The sequence below is a fragment of the Oceanicaulis sp. HTCC2633 genome (genome assembly GCF_000152745.1).
In the GTDB taxonomy this organism is placed as follows: domain Bacteria; phylum Pseudomonadota; class Alphaproteobacteria; order Caulobacterales; family Maricaulaceae; genus Oceanicaulis.
In genome coordinates, this window is the sequence record NZ_CH672428.1 from 1,461,330 (window position 1) to 1,478,776 (window position 17,447).

The 17,447-nt window shown below is 62.1% G+C and carries 15 protein-coding genes, 1 tRNA gene and 1 pseudogene; 5 read left to right on the forward strand and 12 right to left on the reverse strand.

Annotation, left to right across the window (positions count from 1 at the left end; translation table 11 throughout):
* Positions 1-40: 40 nt before the first annotated feature.
* The 3 genes from OA2633_RS06930 to OA2633_RS06940 all read right to left on the reverse strand — a co-directional run bounded on the left by OA2633_RS06930 (position 41) and on the right by OA2633_RS06940 (position 4,409).
* Positions 41-1,222, reverse strand: coding sequence for an acyltransferase family protein (locus OA2633_RS06930; RefSeq protein WP_009801797.1), 1,182 nt, complete (start codon positions 1,220-1,222; stop codon positions 41-43).
* A 250-nt stretch (positions 1,223-1,472) separates the two neighbouring features.
* Entirely contained in the window at positions 1,473-3,047 is a 1,575-nt protein-coding gene (locus tag OA2633_RS06935; RefSeq protein WP_009801798.1) for a TonB-dependent receptor domain-containing protein, read from the reverse strand.
* Positions 3,048-3,134: 87 nt separating this feature from the next.
* On the reverse strand, positions 3,135-4,409 hold the full coding sequence (locus OA2633_RS06940; protein WP_162010980.1) for a TonB-dependent receptor plug domain-containing protein: 1,275 nt from the start codon (positions 4,407-4,409) through the stop codon (positions 3,135-3,137).
* Positions 4,410-4,641: 232 nt separating this feature from the next.
* On the opposite strand from OA2633_RS06940, the gene OA2633_RS06945 reads away from it, so the two are divergent.
* The 4 genes from OA2633_RS06945 (at position 4,642) to OA2633_RS06960 (ending at position 7,470) form a co-directional block, all read left to right on the forward strand.
* Entirely contained in the window at positions 4,642-5,694 is a 1,053-nt protein-coding gene (locus tag OA2633_RS06945; protein WP_009801800.1) for a phytase, read from the forward strand.
* Between the two features lie 50 nt (positions 5,695-5,744).
* Positions 5,745-5,821: transfer RNA gene (locus OA2633_RS06950), tRNA-Arg, on the forward strand.
* Positions 5,822-6,181: 360 nt separating this feature from the next.
* Positions 6,182-6,598 carry a response regulator gene (locus OA2633_RS06955; protein WP_009801801.1) on the forward strand — a complete coding sequence of 139 codons (417 nt, stop codon included), beginning with the start codon at positions 6,182-6,184 and terminating at the stop codon, positions 6,596-6,598.
* Between the two features lie 77 nt (positions 6,599-6,675).
* Positions 6,676-7,470: an SDR family oxidoreductase gene (locus OA2633_RS06960; RefSeq protein ID WP_009801802.1), complete on the forward strand. Its 795-nt coding sequence runs from the start codon at positions 6,676-6,678 to the stop codon at positions 7,468-7,470.
* Positions 7,471-7,498: 28 nt separating this feature from the next.
* Here the strand turns inward: OA2633_RS06960 and pgeF are convergent, their stop codons facing one another.
* The 6 genes and pseudogenes from pgeF to OA2633_RS06990 all read right to left on the reverse strand — a co-directional run bounded on the left by pgeF (position 7,499) and on the right by OA2633_RS06990 (position 13,481).
* On the reverse strand, positions 7,499-8,278 hold the full coding sequence (gene pgeF, locus OA2633_RS06965; protein ID WP_009801803.1) for a peptidoglycan editing factor PgeF: 780 nt from the start codon (positions 8,276-8,278) through the stop codon (positions 7,499-7,501).
* Positions 8,279-8,282: 4 nt separating this feature from the next.
* Positions 8,283-9,725: a protein adenylyltransferase SelO family protein gene (locus OA2633_RS06970; protein ID WP_040612516.1), complete on the reverse strand. Its 1,443-nt coding sequence runs from the start codon at positions 9,723-9,725 to the stop codon at positions 8,283-8,285.
* A 29-nt stretch (positions 9,726-9,754) separates the two neighbouring features.
* A complete protein-coding gene (locus OA2633_RS06975; protein WP_009801805.1) occupies positions 9,755-10,690 on the reverse strand; it encodes an alpha/beta hydrolase in 936 nt (311 codons plus the stop codon).
* A 61-nt stretch (positions 10,691-10,751) separates the two neighbouring features.
* A complete protein-coding gene (locus tag OA2633_RS06980) occupies positions 10,752-10,982 on the reverse strand; it encodes a hypothetical protein (protein ID WP_009801806.1) in 231 nt (76 codons plus the stop codon).
* Between the two features lie 102 nt (positions 10,983-11,084).
* Positions 11,085-11,627 (reverse strand): annotated as a pseudogene (locus OA2633_RS06985) (DUF924 family protein); the annotation flags it as partial.
* Positions 11,628-11,666: 39 nt separating this feature from the next.
* Entirely contained in the window at positions 11,667-13,481 is a 1,815-nt protein-coding gene (locus OA2633_RS06990) for a long-chain-acyl-CoA synthetase (protein ID WP_009801808.1), read from the reverse strand.
* A gap of 218 nt (positions 13,482-13,699) precedes the next feature.
* Between OA2633_RS06990 and OA2633_RS06995 the strand changes: the two genes are divergently transcribed.
* Entirely contained in the window at positions 13,700-14,353 is a 654-nt protein-coding gene (locus OA2633_RS06995; protein WP_009801809.1) for a helix-turn-helix transcriptional regulator, read from the forward strand.
* Positions 14,354-14,427: 74 nt separating this feature from the next.
* Here OA2633_RS06995 and cydX read toward each other — a convergent pair whose 3' ends face one another.
* Genes cydX through OA2633_RS07010 form a run of 3 tightly spaced genes read right to left on the reverse strand, consistent with a single transcriptional unit; the run spans position 14,428 to position 17,306 of the window.
* Positions 14,428-14,553: a cytochrome bd-I oxidase subunit CydX gene (gene cydX / locus OA2633_RS07000; RefSeq protein ID WP_009801810.1), complete on the reverse strand. Its 126-nt coding sequence runs from the start codon at positions 14,551-14,553 to the stop codon at positions 14,428-14,430.
* A 17-nt stretch (positions 14,554-14,570) separates the two neighbouring features.
* Entirely contained in the window at positions 14,571-15,716 is a 1,146-nt protein-coding gene (gene cydB / locus OA2633_RS07005) for a cytochrome d ubiquinol oxidase subunit II (protein ID WP_009801811.1), read from the reverse strand.
* A 12-nt stretch (positions 15,717-15,728) separates the two neighbouring features.
* Positions 15,729-17,306, reverse strand: coding sequence for a cytochrome ubiquinol oxidase subunit I (locus tag OA2633_RS07010; protein WP_009801812.1), 1,578 nt, complete (start codon positions 17,304-17,306; stop codon positions 15,729-15,731).
* Positions 17,307-17,447: the final 141 nt, after the last annotated feature.

Sequence of the window (17,447 nt, forward strand, 5' to 3'; positions counted from 1 at the left end):
CCAAACCGGTTTCGGTTGTCATGCGGCTCCACCGTTATGCTCATTTACGCCGGAAGACCGGCTTGGTGCGTCCGTTCAGGATCCATCCAATGAAGGTCCCACGAACCAGCAAATGATAGCTGACCAACAGGATCGGCATTGCGATCAGCAGGATCAGAACCAGTTTCACCTCCGCTGGCAGCACCCAGTCAAACATCCAGATCTGGAGCGTGACCACCAAAGGCAGGTGAACGAGATACACCCAGTACGAGGAGTCGGCCAGATAGCGCCAGACAGGGCTATGATGGTTCATGAGGGCCTGAAACAGACCGATAAAGCCAAAGATGAAGCCCCACATGGCGACCCCCAGGGCCAGACCGAACAGGGCTTTTTTCATTTCAGTCAGCGCCATCATCAAGTCCGGACTGAATCCGACCAAAACAAAACACCCGGCCGTCGCCAGCGCAGCCAGGCCCAGATTGATGAACCAGACACCTTTGAGCTGGTCGAGCACGTGCATCTGACGCTGCATCATCCACCCCATCCAGAACGCGAACGGGAAGGTCACCAGCGCAGGCGTATTCGGCAACAATCCCATATCGGGTGAACGCACGCCGAACCAGATCGGGCCGGAGCTGTCTGAAAACACCAGGGCAGCAACGAGAGCCGCCGGCGCAACCAGCAGGAACGGCGTACCGGCCAGCATGGCGATCAGCTTGTCGACGGCGCGCCCCAGCGCGTCGGCGCCCGGAATGATCCTGGCCGCCAGAGCCGTCAGGATCGCCGCCGGATAGATCAGCAGCAGCACATACAGAAACCACAAATGGCTCAGCGGCAGGGTGCGCCAGTTCAGTGGCGGCGCCTCGCCTTCGGGCAGCGGGCCGTACATGGCCGTCATGCCCCAGATGAACAGGGCGATGAAGGCCACGAACATGATCGGCCAGAGGCTTACAAATGGAAGCCCGATGCGCTTGAGACGGCTCAGAGCGAACCGGCCAGCGCCCATGCGCCGATACATCATGCGGCCGAAGAAGCCCGCCAGCAGGAAGAACAGGGGCATGCGGAAGGCATGGATCACGAAGAACAGGCCCGACATCAGCGAGGAGCGGTCCGTATCGGCGATCAGCCAGACCCCCGTCGTGGGGAAGAAGGACAAGGTCGCGTGCAACACGACCCCGAGCAAGAGGGCGCTGGCGCGCAAGGCGTCCAGCGCATGAAGCCGTTCTGGGGAGGAAGTGGTCATTGAAATCTCCTTTCCCGCCCCATGTACACAAACTAGTTTATTTTATAAACCACTTTTATCGAAAAATGCGGATTTCCTTCGAGCACGCCTTCACCACGCACGCCAGAGCGAGGCTCATGCCCTTGAAATAGTTGGGATTATAGAAGACGGCGAAAGAGGCCCGCGCCGCACCCCAGTCCTCACCGGGACGCCAGACACTAAAAACCCCCGGAGCCTGGCCCCGGGGGTTCTCACAGTCCTGATCTTTGACCTAGCCGCCGAAGGTGTAGCGGAAGCCGAACTGGGCCTGCCAGCCATACTCTTCGTATTGCGAGCTCAGCTCCCGACCGGCATCGCGGAAGGCGGCGCGGAACGGCTCGTCGAAGGCGTTCTTGTAGTCAAAGTAGAGGCGGAAATTCTCGGTCAGGTCATACTTGGCCGAGAAGTCGAACTGAGTGTGCTCGAGAATGATGCGATCCTCGGCTGCGCTGTCGCCCAGTTCATCGATATAGGCGTCGCGGTAGGAGACCGCAGCGCGAAGATCCAGACGGCCATCGTCATAGCCCAGGATCAGGTTCGCCACGTTCTGGGACTGCAGCGGCAAGGTGATCTCACGGCCATCAGCCAGGGTCGCCTCGGAGTCCACATAGGTGTAGTTGGCGCCCACGATGGTGTGCTGGAGCAGACCGGGCAGCATGGTCAGCGCCTGCTGATAGTTCAGCTCGATGCCGGTCAGATCTGCCTCATCCAGGTTGATGAAAGTCGTGGCTTCTTCAAGCGCGACGCCGTTGATCACCGTGTCCTCATAGACGACCTGAGCGATGAAGTTGTCGATCGACTTGTAGAACACGCCGGCGGACAGAACGGCGTCCTCGGTCGGATAGAACTCGAAGGCGAGGTCAAAGTTCTGGGCTTCCTGACGCTCGAGGTCAGGGTTGCCGGCCTCGGCTTCCACTTCGCCCTTGTCGTTTTCTTCAAAGGCGAGACGCGGCGCCGCCTGCGCCAGGTTCGGACGCGCGATCGAGGCGTAATAGGCCGCGCGCACGATCAGGTTGTCCGACGCTTCATAGCGCAGGTTCAGACTGGGCAGCCAATCAGTGTAGGAGTTTTCAGCCGTTACGCGGCGACGATAAACGCGATCACCCTCGATCACGGTCTCATCCGCACCCGCATCGTACTCAACGTCGAGATCGCTCGCCAGCAGCTCGGCGCCCGTCAGAGACGGGGCGATGAAGCTCTCGAAGGCGCCGGTGACGTCACCGGAGACCGCCGTCTCGATTTCCTGCTCGAGGATCTCGAAACCGTGCGCGTCATACTGGGTGTCTTCCACCCGAAGACCGCCGACCAGGCGCAGGCGATTGATATCCACCGAGCCCATCAGATAGGCGGAGAACACGTCTTCCTCTGCGCCGTAATTGTCGGCGTTGGACGCCACGGCGGTGTCGATGTCGTTGAGCTCGAAATCGCCGCGATTGGCGAAGAAGAAGTCACGCAGCGCGCCCGCATCCACAGCCGGGCCGAAATTGACGGCCAGCGGATAGTCGACCGTCGTCTGGAACTGGCTCAGCAGCAGGTCCGGACCGTCAAAGCCGTCATAGACGAGCGTCGTCGCATCATAGGATTTCTCCCGCGTGCGATACTGAAGGCCGGACTGGATGAAGCCGTAGTAAGAGCCAAAGTTCATCTCGCGACGCGCGTTGAACTCGGCGGACCATTCATCATCCTTGGCGACGCCGTCGAGGAATTCGAGATCATCAAATTCATAAGAGTCCGCGTCGAAATAGGCCTGCTCGGCCCCCGCATCACCAAAGATCACCTGCGGGATCTGGGCGTCAGTGACGTTCACCCCAAAAATGCCCTGGTCGAACTTGGCGCGGAAACCGGAGTCGATCCGGCTCGGCTCGGCTTCCTCGGCGTAGGCGTAGGCCAGCTGTTAGTCGAGGGTCCAGGGACCGGCGAAAGTCTCGCCGCCCACCGCGATGGCGTAGATGGTCTGTTCTTCCAGGCGATCCTTGATGTCGCGATCCACCTCGAACTCGTCACCGGTCGACGCATCAAAGAAAGCGCCATTGCCCGAGGACAGGGCGTCGGCATAGTCCGGATCCTCGAACTTGTTCTCGATCCGGTTGCGGTACTCCTGGTCGGTGAAATCCGAATAGGTCGTGCGCAGGAAGACGTTGGTGCTCTCGCTCAGATCATAGTCGAGGTTAAACACCACGGAGGTGCGCTCACGGGTGATGTCGTAATTGCGATTCTCGAACTCCTCGGGGAACGGCACGCTCTCGTCGGTGTTCCAGGTCCCGTCAACCTCGGCGTTTTCAGAGCCGAAGGACCGCTCCTGATCGGAAATCGACAGCGCCACGCCCAGGCGGTCATTGAAGAACTTGTCGGCAAAGGTCAGCGAGCCGCGATAGCCGTACTCTTCGACCACATCGGCATAGATGCCGCGCAGGCGGAACTGCAGCAGGCGCTCGTCCTGATCCAGACCGGACAGGGTCTCGATCTCGATATTGCCGCCAATGGTGTCGCCCGGCATGTCCGGGGTCAGCGATTTGGAGATGACGATCGAGGACAGCACGTCCGAATCGATCACATCCAGCGGCACCTGACGGTTGTCCGCTTCCGGGGACGGCAGTCGCACGCCGTTCACCGTAGTGGTGTTGAGATTCGGGTCGATGCCGCGGATCGAGACGAAACGGCCCTCGCCCTGGTCGTTGAGCACGTTGATGCCGGCGATCCGACGCGCGGCTTCAGCGACGTTCTCGTCAGGCAGGCGGTCCACCGCGTCAGCAGACAGGACGGAGATCAGTCCGTCCGCGGCGCGCTGGCGGTTCAGCGCACTGGTCAGCTGACCGCGCTGGCCGATGATGAGGATGTTGTCCTCGACCGCCACATCCGCGCCCAGGACGAAATTGGTCTCTACCATGGCGTCCGCGCTGGTCAGCGTCACTTCGCGGGTCTGCGCGTCAGCGCCGAGATAATCGACCACAAGGGTGAAATCGCCGGCCGGCACATTGCCGAGACGGAAGGAGCCGTCGCGCGATGTGCTCACGGTCTGACCGGTTTCGGAAATGCGCACGATCGCGCCTTGCAGGCCCACCGAACCGGTAGCTTCTGTCACGCGGCCCGTGATCTCGCCCGCCTGGGCTGCGCCCGCAACCAGAGCAACGGCAGACACTGCGCCAAGCAATGTGGTGATACGCTTCATCTCGAAATCCCCCATGAACGTGCCGGAATTGAATGCAGAGCGCTCTGATGCGCTCTCCCCGGGGGGCTTATGGAGAGTTGAAGCAACAGTTTCGTGTCGCGGCGAACACCGCTTTGTATCAACTGAATGTATTCAAGATGACACGCGCTGAAGGGCTCTTGTTCCCCCCCTTCAGATGCCGTTATGCAGAGCGAAATTTTCGCTGTTCCGGCTCTGCATCTGGGGGTGCGTCATGCGCGCAACACTATCGACGCTCTTTATTCTGTCACTGGCGAACGGGCTGTCCGCCTGCTCCGAGGCTGAAGGCCCGACCCTGCCTCGCGTGTCGGTTCCGGCCAGTCTTGAAACCGCCGCTGTCGCCGGCGCCGGCGACGCCGCGGACGATCCCGCGTTCTGGCGCGCGCAGGCCCCGGCGCAATCGCGCATTCTGGGCACCGACAAGAAAAGCGGCCTTTATGTCTACACGCTCGACGGCGGCACGGCCCAATACCTGCCCGCAGGCCGCATGAACAATGTCGATGTGCGCTATGGCTTTGAAGCGGGCGCTCAGACGGTGGACATCGCCGTCGCCTCGGACCGCACCAACATCGCCATCGCGGTGTTCTTCATTGACCCCGCCACAGGCGAGGTCAGCCCGGCGCCGGGCGGGGTTCTGCCGCTCGATTTCGTCGATCCGTATGGACTGTGCCTCTATCAGCGACCGACCGACAACGCCCTGTTCGCCTTCGTCACCGAAGACGACACCGGTCGACTGACCCAGGAACGACTCTGGTTCGAAGACGGCGCCATGCGCAGCGAGACCGTGCGCACCTTCGAAATCGGTTCGATCTCGGAAGGGTGCGCCGTCGATGATGCAACGGGAAGGGTCTATATCGCCGAGGAGAACACGGCGGTCTGGGTCTATGACGCGGATCCGGCGACAGGTGACGCCCGCACCTTGCTGGCCGAGGTCAATTCCGACAGCCTCGTCGCCGATGCCGAAGGCGTGGCGCTGTGGCCGCAAGCAAACGCTGCGCCCTGGCTCGTCGTCTCCAGCCAGGGAGACAGCGCCTACGCGGTCTTTGACACCGCGGACAACAGCCTGATCGGGCGCTTCGAGGTGAATGGCGGGGATATTGACCGCACCTCCGAGACGGACGGCATCGATGTTCACGCCCTGCCCCTGCCGGGCCATCCCGAAGGCGTCTTCCTGGCGCAGGACGATGAGGAAGACAGTGGCGGTCAGAACTTCAAAGTCACCGACCTCGCCGCAATCCGGGCCGCGCTGACCCAGGCGCCGCAATAAGCATCAGCCGGGGTGACGACCGCGTCATCCCGGCGTATTTTGCGCTGCGTGTCCCCGTAGCTCAGCAGGATAGAGCATCAGATTCCTAATCTGAGGGCCACTGGTTCGAATCCAGTCGGGGACACCAGTGATTCCTTCGACCTTCGGCGTTTCGAGGGGGCTCTCGCGCCACCAGGCGCACGCAATTGTCGTCTCGACCGGATCTATCGTGAACAAACATTGTCCTGGAGAGCGCGCTGAGCGCCATCTTTAGTTAAAAGTCGGCAATACATTGAGTCTTGTCTGTAATCAGCTGCACGGCAGGCCTATAAACCTCATTGCAACGCTCACCTGATCATTGACGCATACGGTGATCCATTTCCCGCTTTCTTGCGAACGTGTCGCAGCTACAGTGAAAATTCATCAAACCGTTAAATAGTGGCTTTTCAGGTAGACAGGCTCACTCTAGCCTTAGCATGGACAAAAGTTTAGAAACCGGGGGGGTAGAATGGCGATGGGCAATCAAAAACCGGCCTTGCTGCTGGTTGAAGATGACGATCAGGAAGCCTTCCTCTTTGAAAAAATGCTTCGCGAAGAAGCTGGCGCCGCCTCCATTGATCGTGCAGTCAAAGGTGAACAGGCGCTCGAACTGGTCCGCGCCAACCCTCATTACGACTGTGTGGTTCTCGACCTCAAACTGTCCGGTGAAGACGGCGTCTGGGTGCTTGAGCAATTGTCGCAGGATGAGGTGTTGTCTCACATCCCCGTGATCGTCTTCTCCGGCGACACCCAGCGCCTGCAGCAGGCCTGTTCCCGATACGACAACGTGGTTTCATCCGTTCGCAAGCCGGAAACCCTCGAACAGTATCGCGCGGCGCTGACCATTGTGATGGCCATTCTCCAGGCGGCCGTACACGTCGCCTGATCCTGAGCGATAGCGATGCTTGCCCCACGTCCTTAACTGTTTAAGCTTCCGGGAAAATCATCCGGGAGGACAGAGCAGTGGATCTCAACGGTAAAATCGCCATCGTCACCGGCGGAGCCAGCGGCATCGGCAAGGCCTGCGCCAGCGCGTTTCACGCCCAGGGCGCCAGGGTCGTCATCGCCGATCTCAACACAGACGCGGCCGCCAGGGCGGGTTCAGAGTTCGGCGGTTTCGGCCAGGGTGTCGACGTCACTGATGAAGCCGCGTTGGCGCGCCTGATCAATCGGGTCGAACGCGAACTGGGCCCGGTGGACATTTTCATGTCCAATGCCGGCATCGGGGTGTCTGACGGTCCGCTCTGGGGCGCAGGCGACGCTCCCACCCCCGCCTGGGACGCATGCTGGCAAGTCAATGTGATGGCGAGCGTCTACGCCGCCCGCATGCTGGCGAAATCCATGGCCAGCCGCCATGGACACTTCATCATCACAGCCTCCGCCGCCGGCCTTCTCAACCAGATCGGCGACGCCCCCTATTCCGCCACTAAGGCTGCGGCGGTCTCTTTCGCCGAAAGCCTCGCCATCACCCATGGCGATGACGGCCTGAAGGTTCAGTGCCTGTGCCCGGAAGGGGTGAATACGCCGCTGGTGAAGGGCATAGAGGGCGGCGCCCAGGGGCTGAGCGGCTATCTCGAACCCGAGGACGTGGCGCAAACCCTTCTGAAGGCGATGGAAGAGAACCGCTTCATGGTCACCACCCATGAACAGACCGCCGGCTATGCGGCCATGAAGGGCGCTGAGCGTGATCGCTGGGTGGGCGGCATGCGCAAGCTGCGCCGCATGCTGGTCGAAGCCAATAACGGCCGTCCGCTTTAAGACCTTCAGGGGCGGCCTGAGGGCCGCCCTACTCGTTCAGCGCAATGACTCCGCACTGGCCGCCAAAATGACCGGCATGGCCCTGTTTGGCGGCGCGCCTGCAGGAGAAGAAACGGTCTTGCCCGGCAAAGGTGCAGGCCTGGATCCAGCTGATGTTTGCGGCGGGAACGCCGGCCGCCACCAGCTGACGTCGCGCGCCTTCAGACACGTTGAGGCCCGCCCCGCCCTCGGCATCACGCGGCAAGGCCATGCCTTCATCAAGCGGGCCGAACTGGGCTTCGAACTGGGCGAGCACTTCAGGTCCGACGCGATAGTTCTCGGCGCTCACGGCCGGGCCGATCACAGCCTGAAGCGTTTCGGGGCGTGCTCCGTAGGCCTCGGACAGAGCGCTTATGGCTGCCGGGACCACTTTCGCCACCACGCCGCGCCAGCCGGCATGTATGGCGGCGATGGATCGGGTCTCGCGATCATACAGGAGCACCGGGGTGCAATCGGCGGTCTGCGCACACAACGCCAGCCCGGGACGATCGGTGATCAGGGCGTCGCCCTCGCCCGCAGCCCCGTCTTCGGGCGCCGCATCCACCCGGATCACCGTGTCGCCATGCACTTGCCGGGCAAACACAGGACGGGCGCCGATGGCGTCTCCCAGGCGGCGGCGGTTCTCTTGAACCCGCTCCTTCTCGTCGCCGCGCGACCAGGACAGGTTCAAGCTGGCGTACGGCCCCTCGCTCACACCGCCCGTGCGGGTGGTGAAGCCATGACTTACACGCTCATCGCCAAAGCCCTCTGCCCGCAGGATGTCCAGCATGGCGTTACTCCGCAAGAAAGCCGACCCGCCCCCGGCCCAGATCATAGGCGGCGCGGGCCTCGGCCACATCGGTCAAAGTCTGCTCCAGGGCGAACCAGTCATCTCTGTCCGCGATCGGCGCCCAGACCGATTCCATGCGCTCAATCGTCATGTGCACAGGCGCATCCTTGTTGAAATAGGGATGAGACAGGCGCTCCGGCCGCAGCGGCGTCCGCTCCGTCAGCTTGTTCAGGACTGACGCAAACTGATCATCGCGATACAGGGCGCCGCGCTGGGACTGAAGCGCCCGCTCGCGTGAGGCGTCCCCACAGAACCAGTCGAAAAAGAGCGCCTCGAACGGGATCTCGAGCGCGCGGCTGGCGTTCAGAAGGCCGCCCACCAATGCGCTGTCGCTGTCATCCCCCTTTGTCTCCAGCCCCAGGCGATGGTGAAAGGCCGTGACGATCTCACGCTTGTAATGCTCGGGGTAGGTCTCCAACGCGGCGATCAGGGCCTCCCGGTCGCCCACCAGGCTAAGGGCGCCCGCCAGTTGCTGCAGAGCCCAGAACACGCTCTCGGGCTGACGGGCATAGGCGTATAGCCCCTGCTCATCAAAATAGGCGGCGGTGAACCCGGGCTCGAAATGCGGCAGGAAACGCCAAGGCCCATAGTCGAAGCTCTCTCCGGTCACCACCAGATTATCTGTGTTGAGCACGCCGTGCACAAAGCCGGCCGCCATCCATTGCGCGGCCAGGCGGGCCGAGCGCTCCGTCACCGCCCGCAACAGGGCGGCGGCGCGATCCTCGCCCATGTCCGCCGCCTCGGGGACAAGCCGAGTGATCGCGTATTCGACAAGTTCAGCGATGAGATCCGGCCGTTCGAAATAGGCGTGACGCTGAAAGACGCCGAACCGCAGATGGGAATGCTGGAGCCGGGTCATGACGGCGGAGCGCGTCGGAGACGGCTCGTCGCCGCGATGCAGCTGCTCGCCAGTCTCGTAGATCGCGAAGGTCTTGGAGGTGTAAACGCCCAGCGCCTCCAGCATCTCGGACGCCAGCACCTCGCGCACGGCGCCCTTCAAGGTCAGGCGGCCATCGCCAGAGCGAGAATACGGCGTCTGTCCCGAGCCCTTGGTGCCCAAATCGAGCAAGCGATCCTGAGAGTCCCGGAGCTGGGCGAAGAGAAAGCCGCGCCCGTCGCCAATCTGGGGATTGTAGGTGCGGAACTGATGGCCGTGATAGCGAATGGCGCGCGGCTCGGACTGATTGTCCGGCAAGGACTCGAAGCGATGGAAATGCGCCTTGCGCGCCTCTGCATCGAGCCCGTCCAGGCCGACCTCCTGCGCCCAGCGCCCGTTCCACCAGCGCAATTGGTCCTGCGGGAAATCGGCCGGCTGCACCGGATCGGAATACTCATCGCCCAAGGCTGCGAAACGCGGATCGGGACGGTATCGGGAAGTCATGCTCATGCTGCAGAGCTAAGCCGTGCCGCGGCGGCTCACAAGGGCCTGGCTTGAAACGCCCTGTCGAGCGCCTTCGCCGACGCCTCGATCGCGGTGACGCAAGCCGGGAACAGGCGCGACATGTTCAGGAATCCATGCGGCACCATGTTCCAGAGCCTGTACTCTACATGGACGCCCGAAGCGGTCAGACGATCACGATAGGCCGCCCCTTCATCCAGGAGCGGGTCCATCTCGGCCGCCAGGATATAGGCGGGCGGCAATCCTTTGAGGTCCTCCGCCAGCAAGGGAGAAATCCGCACATCCGCCGGATCAGCGTCGCGGATGTAATGCTTGCGGATTTCCTCGAGCGTGAATTCGGACAGAAGCGGCCCTTCCTGCCAGCGCGGGCGGTCCTTCTTTGTCTGCAAGAGCTGCATCAAGGGGTAAAGGAGAAGCTGATAGCTGAGCGCGTCACGACGCTCGCGCGCCACGGTCGCCGCAAGATTCCCCCCGGCTGAATCTCCGCCCACCGCAATGCGGTCAGGGTCGAACCCATATGCGGCGAGTTCGCCAGCCAGCGCCGCATCCATCGCGGCGAAAGCGTCATCAACCGCCGCCGGGAAAGGGTGCTCCGGCGCCAGGCGATAATCGACCGAGCAGATCCGCACGCCCGACACCGCCGCCAAACGCCGGCACAACGGGTCATGGGATTTCAGCGAGCCGACCATGAAGCCGCCGCCATGATAGAAGATCAGACCGGGGCCGTGGTCCGGCTGAGCGCCATAGGGAATATAGATACGGGCGGGACGGGGCCCCTCGCCGCCCGCAAACTCTATATCGTGCACTTCCTCCACAGGCGGAGGGGCGACCTCGACCAGCTCTTCCATCCGGGCCATGGCGTCGCGCATGGCGGTGACGGTTTTGCGAGGGTTGAACAGATCGTTCAGCCCGGCCTGGTTAATCCACGTGTCAAATAGGGATAAATCGCTCATCGCCTAAAGCTGGGTGAGCCGGAGCGTCAGCGCAAGACAAACTCCTGTGTCAGCCGCCTTGTTATTGCATCTGGATGGGGCTTTCACGTCCGATGACGCCGGCCAGCGCATCCTCAATCTCCCAGCGCAACACGCGCCAGGCGTTCGCGCTTTCATCCTCGCCCTTCTGTTCGAGCTCGGTGACCGCCATGTCGGCGTAGTTGAGCGCCATGTCTCCATGACGATCGACGAGCGTGAAGGCAATGGCGCGAATATCAAGCGGGGTGATGCGGGACGGACGTTGGGCAGGCATTGGGCGCTCCTTGAGGGTTCACTCACCTCCTGCAAAGCCCTTGCCGGATTCCACGTCAAATAAATCAATCACTTAAGAAGAAGCGTGGGTATGCGGACCGAGTCAGGACTGCCCTTGGGTCGTTTTTGCCGGGCGCTTCGAGCCCGGGGCGTAACCGCCCTCCTCCAGATAGCGCTGCTCCGCCGGGCGCGGGGTCCGGCCCAAAACGGCGTTTCGATGCGGGAAGCGGCCGAAGCGCGCGATCACATCCATATGGGCTCGGGCATGCCGGGTATTGTCGCTGTCCGGACCCAGCCGCTCCTCGCACATCAGAACGGCCAGCGCCTGATCCTCGAGATCCTCGGAATGGGAGAAAGGCAGATAGACAAACGCTCGGCGATCCTTGGGCAGCGCCCAGTCAAACCCGGCCTCCAGCATGCTCATGGCCGCCTCACGCGCCAGCGGATCGAGCCTGAACGCCGCATTCGAGCCGCGCCAGACATTGCGGGGGGCCTGGTCGAGCAGAATCACCAACGCCAGGGCGGTGTCGGGCTCGACCAGCCAGGGATGGTCCAGCACGGACCGGGTCTGCAGAAAGCTGTGACAGGCCGGCCCCAGTTTTCGGCGCACCCGGGCGTCAAACGCCGCATCAACCGTGAACCAGGCTTTCGGGCCAGCCTCCTCGAACCGGCATCAGCGTCATGATCAGACCCGCTTCTCGCCCGACAGGATCTGGGCGCGCATTTCCGCCGTCAGAGGCACATAGCCGTCCTGATCAGGATCATCGAAGTAGACCGGATCGGCGATCAGCTCGGGATCCCAGCCCTGTTTGACGAGATCGGTTTTCTTCAGCTTGAAGGTCCCGGTCGTGTTCTCGTCCTGGGTCTCCTTGCTCAGCCGCAGGAAGAGCGGGCGGGCGTAATGAGGCAGCTCCTTGTGGACGTGCGCATGCAGGGCGTTGAGATCGAGCCCCTCCTCTGCGACCAGCGCCACCATGCCGGCCTTGCCCGAATAATCCGCCACTTCAACGCCATAAACATTGGCCTGGACGACTTTTTCATGAGTGCCAAAGACTTCGGCGACTTCATTGGTGGACACGTTTTCCGACTTCCAGCGGAAGGTGTCGCCCACCCGGTCGATGAAGTAGAAATAGCCTTGGGCGTCGCGCTTCATCAGGTCGCCGGTGCGGAAGTACAGATCGCCTTCGCTGAACACGTCGCGCAGGATCTTCTTCTTTGTGGCTTCCTCATCGCCATAGCCGTCAAAGCGGTAGCGAGCGTCATCGGGACGGATTTCACCAATCGCCTCGCCCACTTCACCCGGCTTGCATTCGATGCAGCGCCCGTTGGCGTCGCGGATCGGCGCTTCCTCGTCCATGTCGAACTTGACGAGCTTGATGTTGAAGCGTTTGGACAGGTGCGGCGGCACCCGTCCGATCGCGCCCTGTTTGGAATCCAGATTGATCAGGCCGACATTGCCTTCGGTCGCGCCATAGAATTCCATGATCCGCGGGATGCCGGAGCGCTCGACAAACCGCGGCCAGACATCCGGGCGCAGGCCATTGCCGATGGCGATGCGGATCTTGTGCTTCTTCTCCCACTCGCTGGGTTCGGCAGCGACCAGAAAGCGGCACAGCTCGCCCACATACATCAGCATGGTCGCGCCCGTATCGGCGGCGTCCTTCCAGAAGCGGGTGGCGGAGAATTTCCGGCGCACGATCACCGCCCCGCCAAACGACAGCGCCGCGCCGACCCCGCACAGCCCGCCCGTGGCGTGGTACATGGGCAGCACCATCATCATGCGGTCATCCTTGTCGGCATGACCGGCGACGCCAAAGACCTGGAGATAATACAGCGCCCGGGTGTGCGCCACGATCGCCGCCTTGGGCAGACCGGTCGTGCCCGAGGTGTACATCTTCATGCACGGATCAGACGCCTTCAGATGCGCGCGATAGGAGCGGTCCGGACGCACATCGGACTGACCGGACAGAGCCGCATCGAAATCCTGGCCGCCTGGCGCCTTGGCCTGCTTGCCGTCGCTGACCCATGGGGTCAGTTTGCAATTGATGAGCGCGCAGGCGGTCTCATACTGCTCTGCGAGCTCCCCTTCCACGATGACATGGGCGGCTTCGGAGACGTCAATGCAATGGGCGAGGGATTGGCCGGTGATCTGGTTGTTGAGGAGGGCGCCCATGATGCCGACCTTGGACAGGCCGAACCAGATGGCGACGTATTCCCAGCGGTTGGCCATGTAGAGCGCGACCGTGTCGCCCGGCTTCACGCCCTGCGCCAGCGCCCAATGGGCGACGCGGTTCGCATAGCGGTCAAACTGGGCGTAGCTGATCTCGACGCCGCTCTCGGTGATGAAGGCCGTGCGCTGAGCGTGCTTGTCGACGCTGTCTTCGAACAGGTCCGGGGTCAGATATTCTGAGTCAGGCGTGATCTTCTTGAGTGCGCCCAGCATGCGCACCAACTGCGTCGTGTAAAACCATTCGCGACGGATCGTCGACCACAAGCCCATATCAGTATCCTCCCTCGTATCCGCCATTGGCGGTTTAGTTGGGGCGACAGTACGGCTCGAAAACGTCCGGTCAAGTTCGGCTCGGCATGTGGCAGCCGCATTTTTCAACCGCCAATGCGTTGCAGTGCAGCACTATTGCGAATATGACCGGATAAGTGACTGAGTCAGATTCAATAAACGCCTTCCAACGCTCCGCACCTTTGAATGGGTCTAATATTATGAATTGGGGAAAAGAGCTTAGAGCTTTTCGTCAGCGCACCGGCCTGAAACAGGAAGCGGCGGCGCATCTGCTTGGCGTGAGCCAGGCCTATGTGTCGCGCCTGGAAAATTCCACAGCCTCGCCCTCCTCGCAGCTGGAAGCGAAGCTCGAACGCCTGCTGCAGGAACCCGAGCATCGTCCGCTGTTTGAGCATTTCCGCACAACGATCAGCCATTCGCCCCACCTGATCAGCATGCTGGCTGAAGTGGACGGCAAGATCATTGTCGATACGGTCAGCGAGGCCCTGCGCGATCACGGGACGCCCTTCCATCGCCTGGCGCCTGGCGAGGTCCTTGAATCCTCGAATTCGGACGTGATCGAGATTCTCGACGCCTTTCTCGATCTCGGCGCGTTCTCGGGGCGGATCGCCTCCATGCAGGTGACCTGGACCTACAACAATGAGGGGGACCCGGTCTCTCATTGGCGGACCACGGAAATTCCGGTGCGCGATGATGCGGGACGCTGGTATCTGCATGGCGCGCACGTGGAGATCACGGCTGAGGAAAAGCAGCAGTTGCTGCGCGACTGGGACGGCCCGATCAAGGTGCGCACCTTCGCGGATGAAGACGAAGGCGCCGCGCCCAGCCCGGCCAATGACACCGAAGCCGCCTGATCGCAGTATCGGCTTCATGCAAAACAGCCCGGACCTGAGGTCCGGGCTGTTCTGTTTCTGGTCGTCGCCAAGGCTCAGAAAGCCTCGTCCGAGCTGCCGGTGTCTCCGGTGTCGCTCAGCGCCAGCTCATGCCACATGGCGTTGAGGATCGCGAAAGCGCAGGCCAGTCCAAGGCCCAGAATCCAGGTGAAATACCACATCGTCTGTTCTCCTTGTCCTAGTAGTAATCGCCGCTCTCGACCTGCTCGGTCGTGACCCGACCCCACATCACCTTGAACGCCCAGGCGGTATAGGCCAGCACGATCGGCAACAGGATCGCCGTCACGATCAGCATGACGAAGAGGGTCGTGTGGCTGGAAGAGGCGTTCCACACGGTCAGTGAGGCGTTGGGATCGATGCTCGAAGGCAGGATGAACGGGAACATCGACAGCCCAACCGTCGAGATGATGCCCACCACCGACAGCTTGGAGCCGACAAAGGTCATCGCCTCGGAGTTCGAGCGCAGTCCGAACAGCGCCAGCGCCGCCCCGCCAAAGCCCAGCACCGGCGCCAGGATCATCCACGGATAGCGCCCGTAATTGGCGAGCCAGGCCCCGCCCTCCCGCACGGTTTCGGTCAGTCGCGGATTGGCCGGCCCGTCAGGGGCGACCGTATTGGTCACCTGATAGCCCAGATCCCCGAACGCCACCCACGCGCCGGCCAGGGCGAAGAGGATGATCGAAGCGAAGGCGAAGATCGGCGCGAAGGTCCGCGCGCGATCGCGCACCGGGCCGTACTCCGCCTTCATCGACAGCCAGGCCGCGCCATGCAGGAACAGCATGGTCACGCTCAACAGCCCGCACAGGAGCGCGAACGGATTGAGCAGGCCAAAGAAGTTGCCGTCCCAGAAAATGCGCATGTCGTCATTCATCCGGAAGGGCGCGCCAACCAGCACATTGCCCACGGCCACGCCAAAGATCAGCGCCGGCACGAAGCCGCCGGTGAACAGCGCCCAGTCCCAGAAATTGCGCCAGCGCGGATCATCCCGCTTGGAGCGGTACTTGAAGCCCACCGGACGCAGGATCAGCGCCGCCAGCACCACGAACATCGCCAGATAGAAGGACGAGAAGGAGACGGCGTAGACCAGCGGCCAGGCCGCGAAGATCGCGCCGCCGCCCAGGATCAGCCAGACCTGATTGCCTTCCCAGGTCGGACCCACCGTGTTGATCGCGATGCGGCGTTCGGTATCGGTCCGGGCGACGAAGGGCAAAAGCCCCGCCACGCCGAGATCAAAACCGTCGGTGATCGCAAAACCGATCAGCAGCACGCCCAGAAGCGCCCACCAGATCACCCGCAACAGCTCGTATGACAGAGGAATGTCCATGGTCTCTCCTCCCTATTCAGCCGGCAGCGGTTCGAAACCGCCCTGGCGTTTCAGGGATGATCCGCGGCTTGGTCCGTCAGGATAGGGCCCGCGGCGGATATACTTGATCATCAGGGTGACCTCGACCACGGCCAGCGCGCCATAAAGCGCGGTGAAACCGACAGTGGTCAGGATCATCTGGGTGGGGTGCAGGCTCGACACCCCTTCAAAGGTCGGCAGCACGCCTTCGATGATCCAGGGCTGGCGACCGTATTCGGCCAGCAGCCAGCCCAGCTCCGCGGCCACCCAGGGCAGCGGGAGCGAGACCAGCGCCAGCTTCAGGAACCAGCGGGTTTCATGCTTGCGCAACGAGCTCAGCACGAACGCCGCGCCGAACAGTGCGATGAAGTAGAAACCCAGCCCGGCCATGAAGCGGAAACTCCAGAACATCACCGCCACATTGGGCACCGTATCCATGGCGGCCTGCGCAATGAGGTCCGGTCCGGCGTCGCGCGGATCGTCCACATAGCGACGCAGCAGCATGGCGTAACCCAGATCAAACTTGGCTTCCTGGAACTGGGTCATCGCAACGGCGTCATCTGGATCTTCGCGTAGGCGCATCATCGCGTCATAGGCCCTGACCCCGTTCTCGATCCGGGTTTCGGCATGGGCGACCAGCGGCAGAATGCCTTCGACCTGGGTATCCAGAGAGCGGGTCGCGATCAGGCCCAGCACCCAGGGTATCTCGATGGCGTGCTCGGTCTCGTGGGTTTCACGGTTGGGGAAACCGACCAGGGTCAAGGGCGCCGGCGCCTCTTCGGTATGCCACATGGCCTCCAGCGCTGCGAGCTTCATCTTCTGGTTGTCGGTGAGCGCATATCCGCTCTCATCCCCCAGAACCACGGCCGACAGCGCGCCGGCCAGACCGAAGGCGGCCGCAACCGTCATCGAGCGCTTGGCGAAGCCGACAAAGCGCCGGTTCAGCAGGAAGAAGGCGGATATGGCCAGAACAAAGAGCGCCCCGGTCACATAGCCTGCCGACACGGTGTGCACGAACTTCGCCTGGGCGACCGGGTTGAACAGCACGGCCATGAAGTCGGTGACTTCCATGCGCATGGTGTCGGGGTTGAACTCGGACCCGACCGGGTTCTGCATCCAGCCATTGGCGATCAGAATCCACAGGGCCGACAGGTTGGTGGCGATGGCCATGAACCAGGTGGCGGCCAGATGCCCCAGCTTGCTCATCCGGTCCCAGCCGAAGAAGAACAGGCCGACCAGCGTCGCCTCGAGGAAAAAGGCCATCAGGCCTTCAATGGCCAGCGGCGCGCCGAAAATGTCGCCCACATAGTGGGAGTAATAGGACCAGTTCATGCCGAACTGGAACTCCATCGTGATCCCGGTGGACACGCCCAGCACGAAATTGATGCCGAACAGCGTGCCCCAGAACTTCGTCATGTCCCGCCAGACCTGACGGCCCGTCATCACATAAACGCTCTCCATGATGGCGAGGATGATGGACAGTCCAAGTGTGAGCGGTACAAAGAGGAAGTGATACATGGCTGTCAGCGCGAATTGCCAGCGCGACAGCTCCACAACGGTCATGTCGACCATGTCACCCTCCAATGCCTTGCGGCAGCGGTTAAAAGAATACGCCCTCGGGCGCAGCCGATGTCTTTATGATCCAAGCGCGTTAGTTTGTATCGTCTGCAAGGTGTCGCATGGGACGAGCGGTCGCACTTCAATCCGGACAAG